Consider the following 26,572-nt stretch of genomic DNA (forward strand, 5'->3'; position numbering starts at 1 on the left):
GAGCCATCGTTTGTGTCAGGTTTGTGTGGATTGCGCTACTGCGTGACATCTGACTACATGTGTTTCGCCAAGCCGGGTTTCCTCCGGATAGCGCTCCAGACAAACAGGTATGGCTAATGGGCAGCGCGGATGAAAATGACAGCCACCGGGAGGGTGAATGGCTGACGGCACATCGCTATTGATCACGCTGCCAGCCACCGCTCGCGTCATGCTCGGCACCGCAGCCAATAAAGCCTGAGTGTAAGGATGACGCGGCGCGGTAATGATTTCCGTACTGCTGCCGGTTTCGACTATGCGCCCAAGGTACATGACGGCGATACGTTGGGCCAGATAATCGGCAACAGGCAGATTATGGGTAATGAACAGCAGACTCAGATTGAACTCTGCTTGCAGATCTTTGAGCAAGTTGATGATCTGTGCCTGCACAGACACATCCAGCGCACTGGTAGGCTCATCGCATACGATCAGTTTTGGCCGCACTGCGAGTGCACGCGCGATAGCAATACGCTGGCGCTGTCCGCCGGAAAATTCATGCGGATAGCGTTGCAACGCGTTACCCGGCAATCCGACCTGATCCATCAGTTTGACCAGCGTTTGGCTGCGCCGAACGGCATCCTGTTCCACCCCAAGCGCTACCATACCCTCTTCCAGCAGATCCATTACACGCAAATGCGGATTGAGCGATGAAAAAGGGTCCTGGAATATCATCTGCACATGAGCACGCTGCTGCAGCAGTTGCCGCTTATTCAGCGCACCCAGATCAGTCCCGTCCAGCACAATACGGCCTGCAGTAAGCGGCTGCAACTGCACGATAGCCTTACCCACAGTGGTCTTGCCGCAACCCGATTCACCTACCAGAGCCAGCGCTTCCCCGTGAAGGATATGCAAATTCACGCCATCAACCGCCTTTACTGTTTTCTGGTGGCGTCCCCATAAGCCGCCCTTCAACGGGAAATGTACCCTGAGGTCGGTCACGCTCAATATTATTTTCCCGGAGGCTGCATTTGGCTGGGCATATTCGGGCACGCTAACAGGCTGAGAAGCACTATGCATTTCCAATAAGTGGCAACGTGCGGCATGCCCATCCGCGAGTTGTGTCCATGCCGGCGCCTCTTCCCGACAACGGCTGAACGCAGATTCGCAACGTCCGGCAAAACGACAACCGACGAATTCCGTATCGAACGCCGGCACATTCCCGGCTATATTGGCCAAACGTGCATCGCGTTGCACCCGGTTAGGCAGAGCGGCGAACAGTTTCCGGCTGTACGGGTGTTGCGGATGATCAAAAAATGCGTCGCGCGGCGCGATTTCGACCAGCTCGCCGGCATACATGACGCCGACATGATCGGCCATTTCCGCGACCACCCCCAGATCATGTGTAATCAGCAACATACCCATGCCGCGCTGCTGCTGGATGCGCCGCAACAAGGCCAGCACTTGCGCCTGGATGGTCACATCCAATGCCGTGGTCGGTTCATCGGCGATCAGCAATGACGGATTGCCCGCCAATGTCATCGCAATCATTACCCGCTGCTTCATGCCGCCGGAGAGTTGGAACGGATATTCACCCAGGCGTCTTGCAGCATCGGGCAGACCCACTGCCTGCAGCAATGCGGCAGCCTCGTCCCGTGCGCCGCGCTTGTGCATGCGCCGGTGACGGTTCAGCGTTTCCATGATTTGCTCGCCGAGGGTCAACACCGGGTTAAGACTGGTCATCGGCTCCTGAAATATCATGCCTATCTCGCCGCCGCGCACGTCGCGCATGCTCGACTCGGGCAGCAGCAATAAATCACGCCCATTAAAATTCACCTGCCCAGCCTGTATCCGCGCAGCTTCCGGCAGCAAGCGCATAATCGACAACGCCGTCATCGACTTGCCACAACCCGATTCCCCCAATACTGCAAAAGTTTGCTGGCGGTTGACGTTAAAGCTCACGCCATCGACTACCCGCAACTTGCCCAGTCGCGTATATAACTGTTCGACCCGCAGCAAGACGTCGCTCATCGCGGCCTCCCATGCGGATCAAAAGCATCGCGCACGCTATCGGCAAACAGATTTGCCGCCAGTACCAGCGTAAACATCAGGCCAAACGCCGCCACCAAGGGCCACCATACCACCGGGTCCCGCGCCATCTCCAGCCGCGCCGCATTGATCATATTGCCCCAGCTCTGCATCGCCGGATCCACACCCACGCCAAGATAAGACAACACCGCTTCCGCCAGCACCAGTCCGGAAAAATCCATCACCACGCTGATCAGGACCAGATGATAGAGATTGGGCAGAATATGCCGCACCATCAATCGCCAATCCGATACGCCGAATGCACGCGCGGCCTGCACGTAATCCAATTCCCGCAATTTCAGGGTTTCACCGCGCAGTAAACGGCACAAGCCAGTCCAGCTGGTTATTCCTAAAATAATGCACAGGAAGAGCAAACGGAAATCAGTGCGTGCCGCCGCGCTATCGAACATGGCCGGGTGCATCTCTATATACACCTGCATGATCAATACCGCTGCCGCAATCAGCAACACGCCCGGAATCGCATTCAGCGTGGTATATACATACTGAATCAGGTCATCTATCCAGCCACCGAAATATCCCGCACTGATACCCAACAGCACCGCAAACGGCAGCATGATCAATGTCGTCAGCGTACCGATCAGCAAGCCGGTACGGATGCTCTTCAGGCTGCTGTACAACACATCCTGACCTATCTTGTCAGTCCCGAAAACATGATAGGCAGCGGCTAATTCGACCATCACGGCCACAATGATGCTTAATACGGTCACGGTCAATAATGCCGTACGCCACGGCAAACGATTGTCCTCCGACAACAATTGCTGCAACAGCTCGTTCAGACTGCAACGACGGCGGGTCACTAACATCAGAGCGATCAGAGCCGCCAGCAATGCGGATAGCAATAGGCCGATTGCGCTGCCGCGCACCACCCTTTGCACGATATCTGCCCGCTTGTCCCGCTGCGGATGCAGCAATTGTGCCCCGCCGAATTGCAAACGCGGATAATCGCGCAATACAGTGCCATTGCCCAATGTCACGGTCTCCTTGACATAGAGCCGGGTTGCCAGCGGGGCCGAATAGGTTTTTTCCTTATGCTCCCGCAGCGGTTGCAACAGCGTGTCCAGAACGCTGACGACCTCGATACCGTATTGCGCTGATTGCCCTGGTTGAGCCGGCAACAAAGGGCGATAATGCAACGAATCCAGCAAGGCGATCGCAACGAAAACCAGCAGAACCAGACCGGTTGCCATCGCCATGGGCATTTGCCACAGGCGCTGCCAGGCTTCATGCAATTGCCCCTGCGGATGACGGCGGCTCACTATCAATATAATGGCGGCCACCATCGTGAAAACCAGCGCATCCGTCCATAACACGACAGGCTGCCAGCTCATGACAGCCTCACCCGGGGATCAGCCCAGCTGTAGGCGATATCCGTCAGCCATAACCCCAGGATATAAAGTACCGAGCCGATAAATACCATGGCCCGCACGATAGCGAAATCCTGCGCCTGAATGGCATCGATAATATAAGAGCCCAGACCGGGGATGCCGAAGAATGACTCGGTCAGCAAACTGCCCATGAACAGCAGCGGCAACACCACCACAGCACCGGTCAGAATCGGGATCATGCCGTTCTGCAAGACGTGGCGGAACAATACCCGCCATTCGGAGAGCCCTTTGGCACGCGCGGTACGCACATAATCCTTGCTCATTTCCTCCAGAAAAATGCTGCGGTACCAGCGTGTACCGCTGCCCATCCCAGCGACAATGGACACCAGCACCGGCAACAGCACGAAACGCCAGCTATCCAGACCGGCAGCAAACCCGGAAACGGGCACCAGATGCCATAATTTGGCGAATAAGAACTGGCCGGCAATGATGTAAAACAAACCTGATATCGACATCAATACCACTGCCACCACTACGCCGAGGCGGTCCAGATAAGTGGCGCGAAAAAAAACCATCATCAGGGCGAAACTGATATTCACCAGCAAGCCTAATGCAAACACCGGCACGGCGATCGTCAGGCTAGGTCCTGCGCGCGTTTCGATTTCATGAGCGATATCACGACCATCATCCGATGCGCCGAAGTCCAGCACAAACATGCGTATGGATTTATCGAAAAATATGGTGTCAGTCAGCGTCGCCATACCCTTCGCAGCATGGTTGAGAAACAGCGGCTTATCATAACCATGTTCGACCTTCCAATGTGTAATGGCCTGCGCGGTAACATGCTTGCTGCCCAGGTGCATGCGCGCCATGTCGTCCGGCGTATTGACCACAAAGAACAACAGGAACGTCAGCACATTTACCCCGAGCAAAATCGGCACGGCGTAGAAAAAGCGGCGAACCAGATACGCAATCATTTGGCCACGCTCCGCTCACGTTTGCGCCATGCCCGGACTGCCGGCAGCAGCAAAACCATGACCAAACCCAGCACAGCCAGCAACGGCCATAGCACCGGGCGATTCCATCTGTCGCGCAGCTGCTGCCGCAGTGCGGGATCAATCTTGCGGTATTTCAATGTATTGTTTGCAATGACGTTAGGCTTGGCAGGCGCAACCCAGGCTTGGCGCAAACTGAATGCCTTGGGGAAAAATCCGAATATCCATGGCGAATCGTCGCGCACAATTATCACCATCTGCTTGATAATCGCCAGCCGTTCAGGAGTATTATCCAGATATTTCATCTGATCAAACAAGGCATCGAACTGGGGATTTTGATAATTTGCCGCATTCTCGCCATTCTGGCCGACCTTCCTGTTCGGCCCATACAATAGAAACAGGAAATTTTCCGGGTCGGGGTAGTCGGCATTCCAGCCCCATTCGAATATTTGCGCATTGCCGCGCCGCATCTTGTCCTGAAAGCGATTGTAATCGGTACTGCGAACCACCAGCTGTATATTGAGCTTGGCAAATTGTTTCACCATCCAGTCCAAGCGCGATTTGGCATCGGGCCCGGTCGCCGCAGTATCGAAGTACAAAACCAGCGGCGCTCCTGTTCTCGCGTCGCGCCCATCCGGATAGCCGGCTTCGGCCAACAGTTGCTGTGCATCGCTGATCGGGCGACGCTCGACACGACCATTCACCAGATGATAGACCACAGGATTAAAACCAGCCGCACTGCCGTCATAACCGAATATGCCTGGCGGAATCGGTCCTTGTGCCGGAATGCCGCGCCCATTGGCGAAAATCGAAATGAATTCCTCGTAATCAACGGCAATGGAAATGGCCTGACGCAGTTTACGTGCACGCTCCGATAAACCGCCAACCACACTGTCCTGCATATTGAATCCCATGTAGCGGTTGGATGCGGTTACCGCAGTCACCAATGCCATCCCCTGTTGACGCATCGCATCGGTCAGTTGCGGCTCTCCTTGCGCATTAATCTGCACCGCCTGATCAAAGCTGTCCGAACTGATCCCTGACAAATCATAATAGCCTTGCAGAAACTTGTTCCAGTAGGGAATGCTTTCCTTCTCCAGACTGAACACCATCTTGTCGATGAATGGCAACGGCTTGCCGGCATCTTGCAGTAACCCGGCCGCAGCATCTCCCGGCTCACCGGTTGATGGGTAGGTTTCACCATGAAATCGTGGATTGCGCGTAAGGATCATTTGCCGGTTAGGATTATTGACGGCGAGTTGGTAAGGCCCGGTACCGACGGGGTGCCAGTCCAGCGTGAAATTCCGTTCAGCCATACCCGGCTGATGATAAAAACGGTCAACTTCCGGCGGGATCGGCGCAAAAAAAGGCATTGCCAGCCAATACAGGAATTGCGGATATTTGCCGTTAAGCTTGATGCGATAGGTATAACGATCGACAACCTCGGCACCGGCAAGCGGATAGCGCGTCAGATCGAGATACGCGTTATCCGGCAATAATCTGGCCTGTACAGCCAGCATATCGGAATAATCCTTCAGCCCGACAATATAATCCGCCATTAAACCAAGAATCGGCGAATTTACCTGCGGAGAAGCCAGACGTTTAATTTGATAGACATAATCCGATGCGGTAAGCTCTCGCGTGCCAAGTTGCTTGAAATCCTGCCAGTCACGGATATGTGCCAGATCATCGGCACTTAAGTGTGCATAGCGCAATTGTTCGTGCATGTCGCGGGCAAAAGCAGGATGCGGCTGATAATAGATGCCGGGTCGGATATGCAACTCATACATGCTTTGAGCGATGCTGCCGGGTGCTGCGTCATGTGGCAGCACATGTCCTGCGGCATCCAGATAAGTCACGTCGGGCATGGCTGTCAGGGTTTGCGGAATCAGGATATAAGGGCGTTTCAGATAGTGATACTGCAGCGGAGGTTCATAAATCTGCGAGATGATTTCGGTTTCATTGCTGCTGTACGATTGTGCCGGATCAAGGTGCTTGGGGCGCTCCTCAAACGAGGAATACATTATGTTTGCACCGCGTTCGCGTGCAGGATAAGGGTCGTTCCAGACATGCTGATCACAGCCACTCAACAACACCAATATGACAAATAGCCAGATCCGATTCATACATGCGAGTTTAACCTAGTCATCCGACTATGGGTATAATAGCTCTAGCTTTTTACTGCAATGGACAAGGATAAAACATGGGATTCCTCAAAGACAAACGCATACTCATTACCGGCCTGATTAGCGATCGCTCCATCGCCTATGGCATCGCGCAGGCTTGCTATCGTGAAGGCGCCACTCTGGCTTTCACTTATCAGGGTGAAAAAATCAAGGACCGTGTTGAGGCATTGGCCAAAGAATTCGATAGCAGCATTGTGCTGCCTTGCGATGTCGCCAGCGACGATGAAATTAACCAGCTGTTCGCCGATCTGGGTACCCGATGGGACAGCCTGGATGGCATCGTTCACGCCATTGCTTTTGTGCCTAAAGTCGCTTTGACCGGCGATTACCTGGATGCCGTCACCCGCGAATATTTCCAGATCGCGCACGACATCAGCTCTTACAGCTTCGCCGCGCTTGCCAAAGCCGGATTACCGATGATGCAAGGACGCAATGCCGCCATGCTTACGCTCTCCTATCTGGGATCCATTCGCTCGGTGCCAAGCTATAACGTCATGGGCTTGGCCAAGGCCAGTCTGGAATCCAACGTATACTACATGGCGCAGAGTCTGGGTCCGAAAGGCATTCGCGTCAACGCGGTTTCCGCCGGCCCTATCAAAACCCTGGCTGCAAGCGGCATCGGCGGATTCAACAAGATATTGAACCATGTTGAGAAAAATTCGCCGTTGCGCCGCAACGTAACCATACAGGAAGTTGGCAATACCTCGGCTTTCCTGCTCTCCGATCTGGCAAGCGGCATCACCGGTGAAATCACCTATGTTGATGCCGGATTTAATACCACTGTCGGCGCCAGTTTCGACTAATTTTGTTCACAGCAATAGCGGCGTAAAAAACCCAAACCCAGGTTTGGGTTTTTTATTGGCCAACTCCGATCCCGAATCAATGACCGCCTGTTATTGCGGCGATTTCTCCAACGCCGATGTCTTGATATTAATCTTGGCTGCCCGGCTCAGCCCTGTCAAATAATCACTAAAAGCCTGCTGCGCAACAATGTTGGCTAACTGCACCTGCATGGCTTTGAGTTTCAATGCATCCGGCACAGGCGCGGGCACAACGCGCGTTATCCGCACCAGTTGATAACCGCCATCCGCGTCTTCAGTACCCACATAGCCAGGCATCGCTTTTTCATCCGCAGCAAATATGCCTTCAATCAGTTTTACTGATACGGCCTCCGCATGATTACGGCTCACTAACTGAAATGCACCCCAATGCACATCCGCCGGTTCTTTGCCTGCTCGCAACTGTGCCAATATCGCCTCACCCTGCTTTTGCACCAAGCCACGTACTTGCTGCTTTATTAACAGTTGTTCAATTGCACCGCTGACAGCAACCAGCGGCTGTACGCTAGCCGGCTGATATTCGGCAAGACGAGCCGATACCAGCACATTAGGTGCAACTTCTATCGCATCGCTGTTACGCTTATTTTTAAGCACATCATCCGAGAACATGGCCTGCAACATCTTCGGTGAATTAAGCACACCTGCGCCCGCACCGCCCTTACGGGATATCCAGCCGGAAGTAGCCAATTTTATGCCCAATGCATCTGCCGTTGACTTTAATTCGGTAGACTGTTCATATACCCGATTGCTAAAACGTTCAGCTGCGTCCGCAAAGCGTTTACCCGCCTGCTCTTTTTGCAGCTCGGTTTTAATGCTTGCCTTTACAGCGTCAAAACTTCGGGCTTGCGCCGGTTTGATGCCAGTCAGTTGAATGATATGGTAGCCAAAATCTGTCGCGATCGGCCCTCTGATTTCGCCTTCTTTCATACCGAATACTGCATCGGCAAAGGGTTTGACCATTGCATTGCGCGGGAACCAGCCCAAATCCCCGCCTTGTGCAGCCGAACCGGGGTCATTGGAATCCTGCTTGGCCAGCTCTGCAAAACTCGATGGCGATGCGCTCACCTGCTTGAATAACTGCTCGGCTTTAGCTTTCGCCTCGGCACGCTTTTTTGCATCATCCGTCGGAGAAACTGCGATCAGAATATGGCGCGCCTGACGCTGCTCGGGTTCACTGTATTTAGCTATGTTCTGATCGTAATCCTGCTTAAGGGTGACATCATCGACAGGAATATGTTGCGCTATCTCATCCAAAGATAATACCGCGTATTGGAATTTCGCTTGGGCAGGGACAGTATATTCTGACTGATGTGCATCGTAATACGCCTTGATCTGATCCGAGGTAACTTTTACCTGCTTCACGAATTCTGCCGGATTAATTTTGTACAGGTTGATCTCACGCTGCTGCTCAAAGGCGGCGGTGAACAGCTTTGCCACACTCGCAGGCATGACCGCCGATTGGGAAAACGCTGCCCGCATGTCGTTCATCAGCAACTCCTGACGAACGCGGCGTTCAAATTCAGGGATAGTCATACCTTGCTGACGTAATAGCTGCTCATAGCGGGTATTGGAGAATTGACCATTTTCCTGGAACGCCGGAATCTCACCAATAAATTTGGCCAGTTGCGCATCGCTGACCAGCATGCCCGCTTGGCGGGCTGATCCAATCAACAGTTGCTGCTTGATCAGGCCATCCAGTATGGCGTGGCGAATCTTGGGGGCATCCAGCACTGACGGGTCAAAGCTGGGGCCCATGGACGCCGCCAGTTCGGCTTGCTGATCCTTGAGCGCACGATCGAATGACTGACGGCTGATTTTGTCGCCGTTCACTGTCGCGACGATGTTGTCACCACCGCGATTATTAAAATATGAATCAATTCCAAATAACGCAAAAGGAATGGTAATTAACGCTAATATAATTTTAGCCAACCAACCATGGGTACGTTCACGAATCGAATCTAGCATTGGTATTCACCGTATAAAATATACGAAAAAAAAGGCGAACCTAAGTTCGCCTTTCATGTTGGCGGAGTGGACGGGACTCGAACCCGCGACCCCCGGCGTGACAGGCCGGTATTCTAACCAACTGAACTACCACTCCAAAAACAATATGAAACTTGGTGGGTGCTGAGGGGTTCGAACCCCCGACAATCGCCTTGTAAGGGCGGTGCTCTACCAACTGAGCTAAGCACCCAGGAAAGTCGACTAGTTTACAGCATCTTTAAGGGTTTTACCAGCGCGAAATTTAGGAACTTTCGCTGCTTTGATCTTGATGGCTTTACCAGTTTGAGGATTACGGCCGTCGCGCGCAGCACGATCGCCAACGTAGAAAGAACCAAAACCAACCAAAGTAACCATTTCACCATTTTTCAATGATGCTGTAACAGCCGCAACAGTTGCATCCAATGCACGGCCAGCAGCAGCCTTGGAAATATCAGCCGATTCAGCGATAGCATCAATCAATTCAGATTTATTCACGTGTATCCCCTTCTGTTAAGTTTTGACAGGAAAATCCTGCAATCCGCTTTATAACAAGCCGCAAAACCTTATGTCAAGCGGCTTGTAGCGATTTTACCGATAAATTTACTATTTAGTCAAAATTAATGCTTGGTTGTTGCAATTTCAGTTGCCGCCGCTGTTGCAGGTACAACATCGACGGCAACCTCCGGGGCATCAGGCAACGGTTCCGGTTGACGCTCCAGCACCAATTTCAATACCTGATCTATCCATTTCACCGGCTGGATATCGAGCTTGTTCTTGATGTTCTCGGGTATATCAACCAGATCACGAACATTCTCTTCCGGAATCAGCACGGTTTTAATCCCGCCACGATGCGCAGCCAGCAGTTTCTCTTTCAGACCGCCGATAGGCAGCACTTCACCGCGCAAAGTAATCTCGCCTGTCATCGCGACATCCGCGCGCACGGGAATACCCGTCAGCACCGATACCAGTGCGGTACAGATACCTATACCTGCACTTGGACCGTCTTTGGGCGTAGCACCTTCAGGCAAGTGGATATGGATGTCATTCTTCTGATAAAAATCATGAGGAATGCCCAGAGCCTGAGAGCGGCTGCGTACTACCGACATTGCAGCCTGAATCGATTCCTGCATCACCTCGCCCAACTGGCCGGTGGTAATCATTTTGCCTTTACCCGGCAGCAAAACGCTTTCTATCGTCAGCAGTTCGCCACCCACTTCCGTCCATGCCAAACCCGTCACCTGACCAACCTGGTTATATTTCTCGGCGACGCCATAACTGAACCTGCGCACACCCAAATACTTGTCCAGATTACGTGCATTCACGGTAATCTTGCCAGTCTTGCCCGGCTTGGTAAGCAATGCCTTAACCGCTTTACGGCAAATCTTGGCCACATCGCGATCGAGGTTACGCACACCGGCTTCCCGGGTGTAGTAACGCACGATGTCGCGCAATGCACTCTCTGAAATCATGCATTCCTCAGGCTTTAACCCGTTTGCAGCCATCTGTTTCGGCACCAGATAACGCTCGGCAATACTTACCTTCTCATCTTCGGTATAGCCGGACAGACGAATGATCTCCATACGATCCATCAAAGGTGCCGGAATGTTCAAGGTATTTGCCGTCGCCACAAACATGACATCAGAGAGATCGAAATCGACTTCGATATAGTGATCGGCAAAGGTATGGTTTTGCTCCGGATCCAGCACCTCCAGCAATGCAGATGACGGATCACCACGGAAATCCTGACCCATTTTATCCACTTCATCCAGCAGAAATAATGGATTGCGCACGCCGATCTTGCTCATGCTTTGCAGGATTTTACCTGGCATGGAGCCGATATAAGTGCGACGGTGACCGCGGATCTCGGATTCGTCACGCACGCCACCCAAAGCCATGCGGATGAATTTCCGGTTGGTGGCTTTGGCGATTGATTGGCCAAGAGAGGTCTTGCCCACTCCGGGTGGCCCTACCAGGCACAGGATAGGCCCTTTGAGCTTCTCGACGCGCTGCTGCACGGCCAGATACTCGACAATACGCTCTTTCACTTTTTCCAGGCCGTAATGATCCTTATCCAGGATCATTTCAGCTTTGGTCAAATCCTTGCTGATCTTGGTTTTTTTCTTCCATGGCAAACCGATCAGCGTTTCGATGTAGCTGCGCACCACAGTTGCCTCGGCTGACATGGGCGACATCATCTTCAGCTTCTTAAGCTCGGATTCGGCCTTAGCCTCGGCATCCTTGCTCATTCTGGCGTCTTTGATGCGCTTTTCCAGTTCTTCGAGCTCGACACCTTCATCGCCGTCGCCCAATTCCTTCTGGATCGCTTTGACTTGTTCATTCAGGTAATAATCGCGCTGGCTCTTTTCCATCTGGCGCTTGACCCGGCCACGGATGCGTTTTTCCACCTGCAGGATATCGATTTCGCCTTCGAGCAAGCTCATGAGATGCTCAAGACGAGCCTGTACCGGGAACATCTCCAGGATTTCCTGTTTCTGCTCCAGCTTGAGCGGCAAATGTGCCGCAATGGTGTCGGCCAGACGTCCGGCTTCATCAATCCCGACCAGCGAAGTCAGAATTTCGGGAGGGATTTTCTTGTTGAGTTTGACATACTGATCGAATTGAGCCACCAGCGCACGACGCGTCGCCTCGGCTTCGTTATCATCAGTGGTATCGTCATTTGGCACCAACTCGACCGTGCCGACAAAATGGCTATCCAGATCAGCATACTCGAGCACATTTGCGCGCTGACTGCCTTCGACCAGCACTTTTACTGTGCCGTCTGGCAGTTTCAGCATTTGCAATATGGTTGCCACACTGCCGATATGGTATAAATCTTCTGGAGTAGGCTCGTCTTTGGAAGCGGACTTTTGCGCGACCAGCAGGATGCTTTTGCCCGATTCCATGGCAATTTCGAGCGCTTTGATTGATTTGGCGCGCCCCACGAACAGCGGGATCACCATATGAGGAAAGACCACCACATCGCGGAGCGGTAGTAATGGCAGTGTTAATGCTTCAGCGTCTTGGAGTAAGGCCATGATAGTGATCCCTATATTGAGAATTGAACGACATAGGACACATATACGGGCAGCTTAACAAAATTCAAGCTGTACCTGCATATATTATCCGCAAGCGCCTGAATCCAAGCGTGTTTTACTAAAACGACTTCGACCGGATAGCGCCTCTATGGCGATCCGGCCGGTTTTCGATCATGAAGCCAGTTTGGCCTGATCGGCAAAAATCATCAACGGTTTCGCAGTCCCATTGATAACATTTTCATCGATCACGACCTTCGTCACGTTTTCCATCGATGGCAATTCGAACATGGTATCCAGCAATGCATGCTCGATAATGGAACGCAAGCCGCGCGCGCCGGTTTTACGGACAAGCGCACGTTTGGCGATCGCGATCAGCGCATCTTCACGGAATTCCAGTTCAGCACCTTCCATCTCAAACAGCTTACCATATTGCTTTGTCAACGCATTCTTTGGTTGTGTCAGTATAGTCATCAGCGCAGACTCATCCAGCTCTTCCAAAGTCGCAATCACCGGCAAGCGGCCGATCAACTCCGGAATCAAACCGAACTTGATCAGATCTTCCGGCTCGACCTCCTGCAATAATGCAGAAATGTCCTTGCTATCGTCTTTGCTCTTTACTTCTGCACCAAAACCGATGCCGCCTTTGGTTGAGCGATTCTGAATAACACGCTCCAAACCGGCAAATGCACCACCGCAAATAAACAGCATATTGGTAGTATCAACTTGTACGAATTCCTGATTCGGGTGCTTGCGCCCGCCTTGAGGCGGAATGGACGCCGTCGTACCTTCGATCAGTTTGAGCAGGGCTTGCTGCACACCCTCGCCCGACACATCCCGCGTGATCGACGGATTATCGGATTTACGCGAGATTTTATCTATCTCATCGATATATACGATGCCATTTTTGGCTTTTTCGACATCGTAATCACATTTTTGCAAGAGCTTCTGAATGATATTTTCGACGTCTTCGCCAACATACCCGGCTTCGGTCAAGGTTGTGGCGTCAGCCATCACGAACGGCACATCCAGCAAACGAGCCAAGGTCTGAGCCAGCAAGGTTTTTCCTGAGCCGGTGGGACCGATCAGCAGAATATTGCTCTTGGCAAGTTCGATCTCGCCCTTGCTGTCAGAATGACGCAAACGCTTGTAATGATTATAGACAGCAACGGCCAGAATGCGTTTGGCTTTGTCCTGACCGATAACGTAGTCATTCAATATGACCTGAATCTGCTGTGGCGTTGGCAAAGCGGATTTATCCGTTTTGCCCATCTTATCCTGCTGAATTTCCTCGCGAATGATATCAGTGCATAATTCAACACATTCATCGCAAATGAATACGGATGGACCAGCAATGAGTTTACGCACTTCGTGCTGACTCTTACCGCAAAAAGAGCAGTACAACAGTTTTTCGCCGCTATTTTTGTCAGACATGGCAAACTCTCCGTTAAGATTTAACTTAATTATGCCGCAGCTTCAGCGCGACTTGTTATCACTTTATCAATCAAACCATAATTCACGGCCTCTTCGGCGCTCATGAAATTATCGCGGTCGGTATCCTTCTCCAGCGTCGCCATATCCTGACCGGTATGGAATGCCATCATGGAATTTAAACGCTCACGCAGATAAAGAATTTCCTTGGCATGAATCGCAATATCGGATGCCTGACCCTGAAAACCGCCTAACGGTTGATGAATCATGACTCGCGCATTCGGCAAGGCAAAACGCTTGCCCTTGGCGCCCGCCGTCAGCAGAAACGCGCCCATACTGGCAGCCTGCCCCATGCATAAGGTACTGACATCCGGCTTGATGAATTGCATGGTATCGTAAATCGACATGCCTGCTGAAACCGAACCACCTGGCGAATTGATATAGAAATAGATATCTTTGTCAGGATTTTCGGATTCCAGAAACAACAACTGGGCAACCACGAGATTAGCCGAAGTCTCATTAACCGGCCCCACCAGAAACACTACCCGCTCTTTAAGCAAGCGCGAATAAATATCATAGGAACGTTCGCCACGCCCGCTTTGCTCAACTACCATCGGGATGTAACCCAATGCCTGTGGATCCCAGTTGCTATTGGTCATCATTACGTTATGCCTTCCCCATCAATTCGTCAAAAGCGAGCACCTGATCTGTCACTTTGGCTTGCCCCAATACCCATTCTACAACATTGTTCTCCAATGCCAAGGATTCGATTTCCTGCATCTTTTCAGGATTTTTCCGATACCAGCTCACCACATCCTTCGGTTCTTCGTAGCTTTGTGCAATTTCCTCGATCATTTCCCGGATTTGTTCGGGTTTCGCTGCCAGCGCATTAGTTTGTACGACTTCCGACAAAATTAGGCCTAATGCTACACGCCGTTGTGCACGTTCTTCAAACAAATCCGTAGGCATGGGGATATCAGCAACATTCATGCCACGCGCCTGCAAATCGTTGCGAGCCTGTTCCATCAAACGCTGGGCTTCATTTTGAACCAGCGATTTTGGCGTATCTACTGAGGTTGCTGCCAGTAATGCCTGCATTACCTGATCCTTGACCTGCGCCTGCACGCGATTTTTCACTTCGCGCTCCAGATTCGCCTTGATCTCGGCACGCATTTTAACCACATCGCCATCGGCAACGCCCAGACTCTTGGCAAACTCGGCATCGACTTCAGGCAGCTTTGGTGCGGCCACATCGGTTATCTCAACGCTAAACTGTGCGGTCTTGCCGGCCAGTTCCGCTGCCTGATAATCAGCAGGGAATGCCACATCAAAAGTCTTCTTGTCACCGGCTTTGACATCCAGCAAGGCTGTTTCAAAATCCGGCAAGGTGCGTCCTTCACCGATCACTACGCGAAACCCCTTCGCCTCGCCGCCTGCAAATACTTCACCGTCAACCTTGCCGATGTAATCCAGCGTAACCAGGTCATTGGTTTGCGCTGCACGATCCGCACTTTCGTACTGCACGCGCTGTTTGCGCAATACGTCCAGTGTTTTATCAATTTCGGTATCACCCACGGTTACCACCGGGCGGGAAATCTCGGCCGTGCTGATATCACCCAAGGTAATTTCAGGATAGACCTCGAACACGGCATAAAATTCGAACAAGGACTGGTCTGCCGCATCGGTTTTAGGTTCGATGCGCGGGAAGCCGGCCACCTTCAGTTTGTTTTCCTGCACTGCATTCGAAAATGCTCGCTCCACCGCATTACCGAGCACTTCCTGACGCACTTCATCACCATACTGTTTGGCAACAATCGACATAGGCACTTTGCCATGGCGGAAGCCGTCCACACGAGCTGTACGCGCGATATGCTTCAAGCGCTTAGCCACTTCGGACTCGATTGCCTGCATTTCCACAGAAAGGTTAATACGACGTTCTAATGCGCTGAGTTGTTCGATATTAGCGTGTTGCATGAATTATCCTTGATTGAGTTGGATAGGTAATGTGAAAAATGCGCCGCAATCGGCGCATAAAAGTCCTAGAAAAAAGATGGTGCGAAAGGGGGGACTCGAACCCCCACACCTTGCGGCGCTGGAACCTAAATCCAGTGCGTCTACCAATTCCGCCACTTTCGCAAGCCGCTTAGTGTAATATAATTGGGTACGCGCTGCCAGTATCAATTCTCTAAAACAGCAAATTTTTCCAATTTTCCAATAGCCTGCATGTCAATAAACCATTACGAAAACTTCCCGGTCGCATCCGTGTTACTGCCGCGTCGTTTACGCCATGCAGTAGAGGTTATTTATCACTTTGCCCGCAGCGCCGACGACATTGCCGATGAAGGCGATGCCAGCGCCACCGCACGACTGGCTGCCCTCAATGATTACCGTGCCGAATTAACACGTATCGCGAACAACACAGAACCGCAAGCGCCGCTATTTCGCAACTTGGCCGCAGTCATCGCCCGTCATCAGCTGCCGATGCAGCCGTTTTACGACCTGCTGGATGCCTTTTCGCAAGATGTCGTTAAAACACGCTATGCCAATTTTGGCGAAGTCATGGATTATTGCAAGAAATCCGCCAATCCGGTGGGCCGCCTGATGCTCGCCTTGTATGGCGAGAATGACCCGCGTAGCATGGCATATTCCGATGCGATTTGTTCCGCATTGCAGATCATCAATTTCCTGCAGGATATTGCGATCGATTACGACAAAGCCCGCATTTACATGCCTCAGGATGAACTGCTCCGGTACAAAATCAGCGAAGCGCAAATCGCCGGACACGACACCGGCGGCGCATGGTCGCCATTCATGCTGATGCAGATTGAACGCACACGCAAATTGTTGCAGGCCGGTGCCCCGCTGGGTAAAGTGCTAAAAGGCCGTATCGGTCTTGAATTACGCATGATCATCATGGGCGGATCGACCATTCTGGAAAAGCTCCACGCCAGCAAAGGCGATATATATAACCAGCGCCCCGTACTCAAGCCCCGCGACTGGCTTAAAATGCTTTATCGCGCCCTGCGCGCCAAATAGGATACCGCTTTGGACCCGAATCAATATTGCCAGGACAAAGCCGCTGCCAGCGGCTCCAGTTTTTACTACAGTTTCCTGTTTTTGCCCGCACCTCGCCGCCGCGCCATCATCGCACTCTATGCCTTCTGCCGCGAAGTGGATGATATCGTTGACGAATGCAGCGACGAACATGTTGCACAGACCAAGCTCAACTGGTGGCGGCAAGAAATCAGCGACCTTTATCAGGGGCAACCACACCATCCTGTCAGCCATGCGCTATTGCCGGTGATCCGCGATTTCAACCTGCCTGCCGAGCAACTGCTGGAAATCATAGACGGCATGGAAATGGATTTGAACTTGCACCGCTATGAAGATTTCAAGTCGCTGCGCTTGTACTGCCACCGTGTCGCCGGCGTAGTCGGCGAACTGTCCGCGGTTATTTTCGGCTACACCGACCGCGCCACCTTGCGCTATGCCGCCGATCTGGGGCTGGCGTTCCAGCTTACCAACATCATCCGCGATGTCGGGGAAGACGCGCGCCGTAATCGCATTTATCTGCCGATGGACGAACTCGCCAAATTCAACGTGCCTGCCAGCGACATCCTCAATGCGCGCCAAACGGACAATTTCCGTGAATTGATGGAATTCCAATACCAGCGCGCACAACAGTTCTACGACCAGGCTTTTGCCACGCTCCCCGCCGCTGATCGCAAAACGCAAAAGACCGGCCTGATCATGGCCGGAATTTACCGCACCCTGCTTGAAGAGATTCGTCTTGACGGTTTTCAGGTACTTACGCAGCGCACCGCACTCACCCCCATCCGCAAATTGTGGATCGCCTGGCGTACCTGGATGAAAGGCTAGCACGCGTGTCGGCAATGTCGACCAGACACGTCGCTGTCATCGGCGGCGGCTATGCCGGCCTGGCAGCAGCGGTTACCCTCGCCCGCCATGACGTCAAAGTGACTGTTTATGAAGCCGGTAAAATATTAGGTGGGCGTGCGCGCCAGCTCCTCCATCCACAACTGCACACGTCATTGGATAACGGTCAGCACCTGCTACTGGGTGCATATCAAACCACGCTGGCATTGGCGCAGTTAGTCAACCCGGATACCACTCCCTGGCTGCGCACGCCATTGCAACTCTGGACTCAGTGCGGCCTGCAACTTACCGCACCCAGCCTGCCTGCTCCATTCAATACGCTATTTGCCTTATTGACCGCACAAGGCATCAGCACTTCGCACCGACTGGCAGCCGTTAAATTCATGCTAAAGCATCGCTTGAGCGGTTTTAAACTGGCGCAAGACCGCACTGTTACCCAGTTGCTTGCGGATCAGCCGGAGCATTTAATCAAATTACTGTGGGAACCGCTGTGCCTCGCAGCACTCAACACGCCTGCCGCCACTGCATCAGCACAGGTATTTCTCAACGTGCTGCGCGACAGCCTCACTCGCGGCAGACAGGACAGCGATCTCATCATCCCGACTGTAGACCTCTCGGCGTTTTTCCCCAACCCGGCGGCCGACTATGTGCGCCAGCACGGCGGCGAAATCCTCACCGGCCATCGCATCAAACGCATAGCATCCGATGCTCATGGCTACATTGTGAACCAGATCTCGCACTCCGATGTCATTTGTGCCGTCGCACCGCACCAGGCATCTGCACTTATGACAGAATTACCAGGTTTGGAATATGTCAAACAGCAGCTGACCAATTTTTCCTATCAGCCCATCACCACGATTTATCTCCAATATCCGCCTGATGTACGCCTGGAGCGGGCGATGACCGGATTGAACGGCACCTGTGCACAATGGGTATTCGACCGCGGCATCAGTCATCAACAGCGCGGCCTGCTGGCGGCAGTTATCAGCACTGCCGGCGCACACAGCATCCTGAATCGCGACGCATTGGCCCAGCATATTGCCAACGAATTGCACCAGACATTTGGCACGCCATCCACGCCGATATGGCACCAGGTCGTCGTCGAAAAACGTGCCACATTTTCTTGCGATGCCAGCCTGGCACGTCCATCCCAACAGACGCCGTTAGCGAATTTCTATCTCGCCGGCGACTACACAGCCGGCGATTATCCCGCCACGCTGGAAGCCGCCACCCAAAGCGGGGTAAAATGCGCGCACTTGATATTGGCCAACCTCATTCACTAAACCATGAAAAATTACCAGGCTCCCAAAGACTTATTACAAAACCGTGTCATCCTTGTTACCGGCGCAGGCAAAGGCATAGGACGCGAAGCCGCGCTCACCTACGCCGCCCATGGCGCCACCGTGCTCCTGCATGGACGCAATGTTGCCCAGCTGGAAACGGTTTATGATGAAATAGAAGCCGCCGGATGCCCGCAACCCGCGATCATCCCGCTCGATTTCGAAAAAGCGGATGACAAGGCATTTGAAGGACTGGCCGGGTCGATAGGTCTGCAGCTCAAGCGCCTGGATGGCATCTTGCACAACGCCACAGCGGCATTGAGCCCCTTCCCGCTCGAACTGCACAGCATGGAGCAATGGCTGCAGCTACTCCGCGTCAACGTAGCCGCACCTGCCGCATTGACCCGGGCCTGCCTGCCCTTGCTCAAAGCCTCGCCCAGCGCATCCATCATCATGACCGGCGAATCGCACGGCCATACCCCAACCGCATTCTGGGGTGCCTACGCAGTCAGCAAAGCGGCTTTGGAACCCATGGTTAAAATCTGGGCGCAAGAGCTGGAAAACCTGCACCCAAACCTGCGTATCAACGCGCTCATCCCCGGCCCGGTCAACAGCCCTATCCGCCGCAAAACCCACCCCGGCGAGGATCATCTCAACATGACGCAGCCAGCCGATCTGATGCCCGCTTACTTATATCTGATGGGTGATGACAGCGCTGCGATCAAAGGCGAAGTGGTAACGCTGACCTAGCGTTATTCAAACTTGCCATATTCGCCTTCGCCATAAGAATACCAAATAGGCATGCCCGATTTACCACTCAGTCGGGTAAAGCAACCGCTTGTCCATAAATACTGGCATCGCCATATTTGATTAACTATCATCCAAATATAAAAATCGAGGGGAAGTCAATGAAATCGCCACAAGTCCACAACCTTGCTTTAAAGGGGATGCCCTCCGGCTTCACGTTGATTGAGTTGTTGATTACCATGGCCATCATCGGCATTCTGACTGCAATTGCCTATCCCGCTTATACGAGTTATATAGCGCGGGGTAAAATTATTGATGGACATTCGCAGCTCGCTCAATACCGCATTAAATTGGAACAATATTATCAAGACAATCGAAATTACGGGACTGCCGGCGGTAGCTGCGGCTCCCCCCTTCCCACATCCACATATTTCACCTTCACCTGCACAACAGGCAGCTCCGCACAAACATATACCGCTACGGCAAGCAGTAATGTCGGCGTAGGACTGGGTACCGCAGCCAATGGCTACGTTTATACCATTAACGAAACGAACACCAAAGCCACGACTGCCTTTGCCGGGAATACAGTAAACAAGCCCTGCTGGCTAGTTAAGGGCACAGAATGTTAATTGATTCTACATATCAGCGCGGTGTAACGCTTATCGAACTGCTCATAGCGATGGCGATCCTGGCTATTTTGCTGGGGGTCGCCGTACCCAATTTCACGACATGGTTACAAAATACGCAAATACGCACAGCGACCGAATCCATCAAGAACGGCTTGCAATTGGCACGAGCCGAAGCGATCCGGCGCAATGAGCCAGTTAATTTCGTATTGAGCAGTGCGACAAACACAGGCTGGACGGTAAGTACAGTTGCCGGAACTCAAATACAGCAACGTTTAAGCAGTGACGGCTCGCCCAATGTTACCGCGGCAGTTACACCGGCAGGCGCTACAACCGTCACATATAACAGACTTGGCCGGATTAGCAATACAGGTGCACTTACGCAGATTATATTGAATGGCCCCAGCCCGCAGGATCGATCCCTGACACTCAACATATCTGCCGGCGGGCAAGTTCGCGGTTGCGATCCCGCCATTTCGGATACCACCGACCCCAGGCATTGTTAACATGAATATTAGAACCACATTTTCAGGCCAACAATACCAGAACGGATCCTCGCTTCTGGAGGCGTTAATCGCAGTCCTTATTTTTTCGATTGGCGTAATTGGACTCATGGGTCTGCAAGCCACTTCTATAAAAAACAGCAGCGATGCGAAGTACCGTGCAGATGCAGCTTATTTGGCCAACCAGATTATTGGACAAATGTGGGTGGATAGGGCGAATATCGATAATTACGCGACTGGCGGCACAGGAGCAGCCTGTTCTGTGGGCACGCCTTCTACAAATACCAATATCAGCAATTGGTTAACTCAAGTAAGCAACTCATTGCCCGGCGCCACCTCGGCAATACAGCAAATTGCGGTCACCACCCCACTAACGAATACGCGACAAGTCAAGGTCACGGTTTGCTGGAAAGGTCCGCAAGACACGACAGCGCACAATTTCGTGGTAACGGCCCAAATCAATACCAACTAAGGCGAGACCAGAATGATCCATAACACTTTACGACATAATAAAAACGATAAAGGCTTCAGTCTGGTCGAGGCGATGGTCGGCATGACCCTGGGTTTGCTTACCGTGCTGGTCGTCATGCAAACCTTTTCGGTTTTTGAGTTCCAGAAACAAACCACCACAGCCGGCTCGGATGCGCAGGAAAATGGGTTGATGGCGATGGTACAGCTTGAACAGGATATTCGAGGTGCCGGCGCAGGTTTGATAAATAACAACGTAATGAGTTGCACCACTGTAAACAGCTACTATAACGGCACCATACCTGCCCCGGGCATGCCTACATCCGGCGGATTTGCGCCGGTATCCATCACGGATGGGGGCGCAAATGCTTCGGACACCGTAACAATAAGCACCGGTGGTGCTGATTCATTGGGCGCGATACCTGCCAATATTACAGTAACCATGCCGCCCACATCCGCTGAATTCAATCTGAGCAGCACCCTAGGGTTTAATATTGGACAACTTATTTTGTTGATGCAAGGCGGCAATTGTACGGTAATGCAGGTAACCCAGGTTCAATCTTCGGCCTTGAAGATCCAGCACAACTCTGGCAGCAGCGCTCCCTACAATCCTTCCACGCCGCCATCGACATGGCCAGCATATACAACCGGGGCCACAGTCTCAAATTTCGGATCGTACACGATACATACCTATTCCATTGATGCGAATTATAATTTGCAATTATATGACAGTTCAACCGGCACCACCGTGCCGCAAATGACGGATATCGTGCGCATGGATGCGCAATACGGCATCTCCAGTGCAGTGGGCGTTCAACCGGTATCTTCCTGGGTTGATGCGACCAGTACATTTGCTTCGCCACTGAGTACTGACAACATCAAGCGCATCAAGGCAATTAAACTCGTCATCGTTGCTCGCAGCAGCAAAAAAGAGATCGGCAATGTCACCACCAGCGCCCCCACCTGGTACGACGTCAGCACCGGCACGACCACATCTATCAACGTATCCTACTTACCAAACTGGCAGCAATATCGTTATAAAGTGTATACGACCGTCATCCCGCTACGTAATGTTATTTGGGCAAACGTATGAAAACGCATATCCACTCCTCTTTACGCCTGGCCCGTACACAACGTGGTGCCGCGCTGTTCATAGCGCTCATTGCCCTGGTCAGCATGACACTTGCGGGCATCGCGATGGTCAGATCAGTCGATACCAACAACCTGATCTCCGGCAATCTCGCTTTCAGGGAATCCGCTCTTCATACCAGTGACGTCGGTATCGAAAACGCCGTCAACGCTTTGGCAACCATCGTGACCACTTCTCTTGATGCCAATTATCCTTCCGGCTGTTCCGGTGGTGGATGCACTTACTATGCACTTATGCAAACCACTGATTCACGAGGGGTTCCCACCGTCATCAACTGGGCCAACGTTGCCAGCACCACAGTCAACACCGATTACAAGGTGCAATATGTCATCGATCGCCTCTGCACAGGCAGCCTGCCTGTCACCAATGTGACCCTTAATTGTTATGCCTACGTCCCGACCAGCGGCGGTGGCGGCAGCAAAAAAAGCAATGCGACATCGTTCACTTCGGCGACGCTGGTTTACTATCGCGTCACAGTCCGCGTCACAGGGCCGCGCAATACTACCAGCATGGCGCAGGCCATCATCTCGTCTTAGTATCGCATGCATATCAAGAATGAAAACCGTCTAGAAGATTATTGAGGAGCTCCCATAATGTGCCAACCTAATTGCTTAAGGTACCATCCGATACAGATCGCCGTATCGCTATTAATTATGGGACTAATTCCGAGCCTGGCGATTGCGGCTTCAACAGATATCGCCAATGTCCCAATGGCGGTTAAAAACTCCGTAACCCCTAATCTGCTGCTTATTTACGATAATTCCGAATCAATGGATGCTTATATGGCTGGCACCATGGTGTCCGGCAGTAATCCGAATACACGAGGCAATATCGGACGCTCGGTAATGCGGGATACCATCAACACTTACCGGACCGCTTTTAACTGGGGGCTGATGACCTATGGAACAAACACTCCAAATATATATAATACTTATGCTTACTATTTAGGTTCTGACAACGGCACAAGTCCTGGTGCTGCCGGTACGGGCATGTTATTTACTGACACCTGTACCGGTTATGTCGCGCCATCCTCTGCAAATAGTTATGTAGCGACGCCAGGTGTCGACAGCACTAACGGAAACCTTAAGTGCGTGGCCAACCCCCAACCTTTTACCGGCGGGAATTATGTCACTTATAATCAATCGGGTGACGATGCAAATATTCTGGATGTACTGTATTTTGACGCGTATACATCGGGGAATCCAGCAGCCTATACATCTCTGTGGGGATTATCCCAGCAAAACTCGTCCGCCCCAACAAATTACAATCTTTATACAACGCATAAAACATCCAGCGGCAATTCATGGGCCAGTACTGATTTTTCAGGCAGTGTGGGCGGCGGCACATTCACTGCAACCGATGCCGGCTTCCTGTCCAGCTTTTTAACCAATCCGCCAATTTATCGCCAGCTTTATTTGCCAAGAGGATGGGGATATCTCGCCGATATTACCGGTGCAGGCAATCTTAATGAACCTATCCAGGCCGACTCCACAACCCATTACAACAATCTAATTGCAAAACTGGGGAATGAGACTGACAGCACCTCGACCAGCGAAGTAAAAAATGCGGCCGTATTCACGCCGCTTCAAGGCACGCTCGCCTCCGCAAAATCCTATTTTTCCACTTCATATCAGGATCAAAGCAGCCCGGTTGCCTATTCATGCCAACAGAATTTCGTCATGCTGGTCACGGACGGGTTACCTACCGGAAAATCCGATGGCACGATGTATTCAAGCTCGGATCGAACCAACACCTGCACCTGGAGCACCAGCACTAATAGTTGCACAAGTGGTAATTTTGGCACGGCCGCTAGTGATGCGATCAGCGCGGTTACAAACTTGCGCACTACCAGCAATAGCCATAACAACACGCCTTACGATATCCAGACTTACGTCGTGGCGCTGGGTGATACAGTCGCAAATGCGAACGCGATATCGGTCATGAATGCCATGGCCTATAACGGCGGTACAGGCACTGCGCTATTCGCCTCCGATCCGACCGCTCTCAATAGCGCCATTAACACGATTACCACAGATATTACCGCCAAGGTTGGCGCCTCTGCTGCAGTTGCCGTCGCCAATGCCCACGTTACTTCGACAAATAACGCAACATATACCACCAATTACAATTCCGGCACCTGGACCGGGGATTTAAACGCTTATCCTATCGACATCAATACCGGCACTGTCGGCACAACTTCGCTCTGGACATCCGGTTCGGCCCAATACCAGCTGGATAACCGCACATCAGCCAACCGCCTCATTGCAACATCCGTGGATACTGCTGGCGCCATTGGCGGCATACAATTCCAGCCAACGACAGCAACAACCGCAACCAAGCTGAGCAGTGCTCAACAAACCTTGCTTAATACTCCCAGCACCACTGATGGTGCTGCAGTTGTGGCATATTTGCGAGGAGACACGACTGGCGAAACAAATGGCACTTACCGGGCACGCGCACATCTATTGGGCGACCTGGTCAACGCAGAACCCTTGGTCGCACCTCCTCCAAGCGCCAATTACGCTGATTCCGGCTACATGGGCAGCTCGACAACATTCAAAGAGGCGAACGCAAGCCGTCAAATCATGGTTTATCAAGGCTCGAATGACGGCATGCTGCATGCATTCAATGCAACGACCGGCGCCGAACAATGGGCATACGTACCTAACCTGGTAATGGCCAATCTGAATAATCTGAGCAGCAAATCCAGCTTTACCCATAAATATTATGTTGATGGCACTCCCGCCCTGGGTGATGTCGATTTCCGCAATACCGATGGTGCGACAGGTGCAAACACGCCTAATTGGCACAGCATTGTAGTTGGAGGTCTGGGTAAAGGCGGACGAGGATATTACGCACTGGATGTCACGGCGCCGATCGCCAGCACTGAAGCTACCGTTGCCAGCAAGGTATTATGGGAATTCCCCAATAGCGCAAACTCATCCACGGTCACCAAGAACACCGGTTATAGCTTCGGCAAACCCGTTATCGTCAAGACTGCGGCCGATGGCTGGGTAGTACTGGTAACGTCCGGCTACAATAACGGCACCAACACGGGCGATAGCGGCGGAGACGGCGTAGGCCATTTATTCGTACTCAACCCGAAGACAGGCGCCTTAATCAAGGATATTCCAACGACAGGTTGCACAACCACTCCGACCAGCAGTCCATGCGGGTTAGCGCAAATCAGCGCGTATGTCGCCAATCCCGATCAGGACATGACTACTGATTATGTATATGGCGGCGACTTAATGGGTAATTTATGGCGCTTCGATCTCACAGGCTCTGTCTCGCAATGGTCTGTTGCCAGGCTGGCGGTATTGAAGGACAGTAGCGGCGCGACTCAACCGGTTACCACTTCACCGGAATTATCCAATATAACCCTAGGCGGAACGCCTACCCGATTTGTTTATGTCGGTACCGGGCAATATTTGGGTGACTCGGATGTACCTACCTCCAGCACGGCTAATTCCCATGCGACCCAGACCCAGACGATATATGGCCTGGTAGACAGCATTACCAGCACCTTCACTGATCCGGTACGCTCTGTTCTGCAACAGCAGACACTGACAATCAACACAAACGGCACGAGTTCGATAAGTAACAATACAGTCGATTACACCACCAAAAAGGGCTGGTATATTGATCTGCCCACCTCAGGCGAACGCGTCAATACCGACCCGGCATTGGTGTCCAATGTATTGGCTTTTACCAGCAACATCCCAAGTACGACGATTTGTGTACCGGGCGGTAGCAGCTGGCTATATTACATAAATTATCAAACCGGCGGGACGACAGATATTAACAGCACGACCACGCTCACCGATGGTACAACCGTCACCTGGAATGGCGGGTTGTCCTTGGGTAATACATTGGCGAGCCGCCCGATTATCATTCAGTTACCGAGCGGTCAAATCGATGCATTGATACGTAAATCCGATGGAACGACAGTAAGTCAAACTGTTCCGGTGGCAACATCCTCGATGACAAAAGGCAGGGTTTCCTGGCGCGAAATCCTGGAGTAAATC

21 protein-coding genes and 3 tRNA genes are annotated in these 26,572 nt (G+C 52.2%); 11 read left to right on the forward strand and 13 right to left on the reverse strand.

Annotated elements, in window-relative coordinates; all coding sequences use genetic code 11:
* Positions 1–15: 15 nt before the first annotated feature.
* From CAP31_RS08080 to CAP31_RS08095, 4 genes are read right to left on the reverse strand one after another with little or no spacing between them, the layout of a single operon-like run.
* Positions 16–2,004 (reverse strand): ABC transporter ATP-binding protein, encoded by a 1,989-nt coding sequence (locus CAP31_RS08080; RefSeq protein ID WP_087447069.1) that lies wholly within the window; start codon positions 2,002–2,004, stop codon positions 16–18.
* Positions 2,001–3,410: an ABC transporter permease gene (locus CAP31_RS08085; RefSeq protein WP_087447070.1), complete on the reverse strand. Its 1,410-nt coding sequence runs from the start codon at positions 3,408–3,410 to the stop codon at positions 2,001–2,003. Before CAP31_RS08085 ends, CAP31_RS08080 begins: the two co-directional genes overlap by 4 nt.
* Positions 3,407–4,384 carry an ABC transporter permease gene (locus CAP31_RS08090; RefSeq protein WP_087447071.1) on the reverse strand — a complete coding sequence of 326 codons (978 nt, stop codon included), beginning with the start codon at positions 4,382–4,384 and terminating at the stop codon, positions 3,407–3,409. Before CAP31_RS08090 ends, CAP31_RS08085 begins: the two co-directional genes overlap by 4 nt.
* Positions 4,381–6,528, reverse strand: coding sequence for an ABC transporter substrate-binding protein (locus tag CAP31_RS08095; RefSeq protein ID WP_087447072.1), 2,148 nt, complete (start codon positions 6,526–6,528; stop codon positions 4,381–4,383). The genes CAP31_RS08090 and CAP31_RS08095 overlap by 4 nt, the downstream gene beginning before the upstream one ends.
* Positions 6,529–6,605: 77 nt before the next feature.
* Between CAP31_RS08095 and fabI the strand changes: the two genes are divergently transcribed.
* Positions 6,606–7,391: an enoyl-ACP reductase FabI gene (gene fabI, locus CAP31_RS08100; RefSeq protein ID WP_087447073.1), complete on the forward strand. Its 786-nt coding sequence runs from the start codon at positions 6,606–6,608 to the stop codon at positions 7,389–7,391.
* 90 nt (positions 7,392–7,481) lie between these two features.
* On the opposite strand, the gene CAP31_RS08105 is transcribed toward fabI, so the two are convergent.
* From CAP31_RS08105 to CAP31_RS08145, 9 genes are all read right to left on the reverse strand, one after another.
* Positions 7,482–9,392, reverse strand: coding sequence for a SurA N-terminal domain-containing protein (locus CAP31_RS08105; protein WP_087447074.1), 1,911 nt, complete (start codon positions 9,390–9,392; stop codon positions 7,482–7,484).
* 59 nt (positions 9,393–9,451) lie between these two features.
* A tRNA-Asp gene (locus CAP31_RS08110) sits at positions 9,452–9,528 on the reverse strand.
* 17 nt (positions 9,529–9,545) lie between these two features.
* Positions 9,546–9,621, reverse strand: a tRNA-Val gene (locus CAP31_RS08115).
* A gap of 11 nt (positions 9,622–9,632) precedes the next feature.
* Positions 9,633–9,905, reverse strand: a complete 273-nt coding sequence (locus CAP31_RS08120) for an HU family DNA-binding protein (protein WP_087447075.1) — start codon at positions 9,903–9,905, stop codon at positions 9,633–9,635.
* Positions 9,906–10,027: 122 nt separating this feature from the next.
* Entirely contained in the window at positions 10,028–12,445 is a 2,418-nt protein-coding gene (lon, locus tag CAP31_RS08125) for an endopeptidase La (protein ID WP_087447076.1), read from the reverse strand.
* Positions 12,446–12,616: 171 nt separating this feature from the next.
* Positions 12,617–13,876, reverse strand: a complete 1,260-nt coding sequence (gene clpX, locus CAP31_RS08130) for an ATP-dependent Clp protease ATP-binding subunit ClpX (protein ID WP_087447077.1) — start codon at positions 13,874–13,876, stop codon at positions 12,617–12,619.
* 29 nt (positions 13,877–13,905) lie between these two features.
* Entirely contained in the window at positions 13,906–14,535 is a 630-nt protein-coding gene (gene clpP / locus CAP31_RS08135; protein ID WP_087447078.1) for an ATP-dependent Clp endopeptidase proteolytic subunit ClpP, read from the reverse strand.
* A 4-nt stretch (positions 14,536–14,539) separates the two neighbouring features.
* A complete protein-coding gene (gene tig / locus CAP31_RS08140) occupies positions 14,540–15,847 on the reverse strand; it encodes a trigger factor (RefSeq protein ID WP_087447079.1) in 1,308 nt (435 codons plus the stop codon).
* Between the two features lie 77 nt (positions 15,848–15,924).
* Positions 15,925–16,009: transfer RNA gene (locus CAP31_RS08145), tRNA-Leu, on the reverse strand.
* 87 nt (positions 16,010–16,096) lie between these two features.
* On the opposite strand from CAP31_RS08145, the gene hpnC reads away from it, so the two are divergent.
* The 10 genes from hpnC (at position 16,097) to CAP31_RS08195 (ending at position 26,569) form a co-directional block, all read left to right on the forward strand.
* A complete protein-coding gene (gene hpnC, locus CAP31_RS08150; protein WP_087447080.1) occupies positions 16,097–16,909 on the forward strand; it encodes a squalene synthase HpnC in 813 nt (270 codons plus the stop codon).
* Positions 16,910–16,918: 9 nt separating this feature from the next.
* On the forward strand, positions 16,919–17,752 hold the full coding sequence (gene hpnD / locus CAP31_RS08155; protein ID WP_087447081.1) for a presqualene diphosphate synthase HpnD: 834 nt from the start codon (positions 16,919–16,921) through the stop codon (positions 17,750–17,752).
* A gap of 14 nt (positions 17,753–17,766) precedes the next feature.
* Positions 17,767–19,053 carry a hydroxysqualene dehydroxylase HpnE gene (gene hpnE, locus CAP31_RS08160; RefSeq protein WP_087447082.1) on the forward strand — a complete coding sequence of 429 codons (1,287 nt, stop codon included), beginning with the start codon at positions 17,767–17,769 and terminating at the stop codon, positions 19,051–19,053.
* Positions 19,054–19,056: 3 nt separating this feature from the next.
* Positions 19,057–19,800 (forward strand): YciK family oxidoreductase, encoded by a 744-nt coding sequence (locus CAP31_RS08165; RefSeq protein WP_087447083.1) that lies wholly within the window; start codon positions 19,057–19,059, stop codon positions 19,798–19,800.
* 158 nt (positions 19,801–19,958) lie between these two features.
* Positions 19,959–20,426, forward strand: a complete 468-nt coding sequence (locus tag CAP31_RS08170) for a type IV pilin protein (protein ID WP_087448321.1) — start codon at positions 19,959–19,961, stop codon at positions 20,424–20,426.
* Entirely contained in the window at positions 20,420–20,929 is a 510-nt protein-coding gene (locus CAP31_RS08175) for a GspH/FimT family pseudopilin (RefSeq protein ID WP_087447084.1), read from the forward strand. The genes CAP31_RS08170 and CAP31_RS08175 overlap by 7 nt, the downstream gene beginning before the upstream one ends.
* Position 20,930: 1 nt before the next feature.
* On the forward strand, positions 20,931–21,398 hold the full coding sequence (gene pilV / locus CAP31_RS08180) for a type IV pilus modification protein PilV (protein WP_087447085.1): 468 nt from the start codon (positions 20,931–20,933) through the stop codon (positions 21,396–21,398).
* A 12-nt stretch (positions 21,399–21,410) separates the two neighbouring features.
* A complete protein-coding gene (locus CAP31_RS08185) occupies positions 21,411–22,487 on the forward strand; it encodes a PilW family protein (protein WP_087447086.1) in 1,077 nt (358 codons plus the stop codon).
* Entirely contained in the window at positions 22,484–23,080 is a 597-nt protein-coding gene (locus CAP31_RS08190) for a hypothetical protein (protein ID WP_087447087.1), read from the forward strand. The genes CAP31_RS08185 and CAP31_RS08190 overlap by 4 nt, the downstream gene beginning before the upstream one ends.
* 453 nt (positions 23,081–23,533) lie before the next feature.
* On the forward strand, positions 23,534–26,569 hold the full coding sequence (locus tag CAP31_RS08195; protein WP_157662707.1) for a pilus assembly protein: 3,036 nt from the start codon (positions 23,534–23,536) through the stop codon (positions 26,567–26,569).
* Positions 26,570–26,572 lie beyond the last annotated feature (3 nt).

It is taken from the genome of Sulfuriferula sp. AH1, assembly GCF_002162035.1.
GTDB lineage: Bacteria > Pseudomonadota > Gammaproteobacteria > Burkholderiales > Sulfuriferulaceae > Sulfuriferula.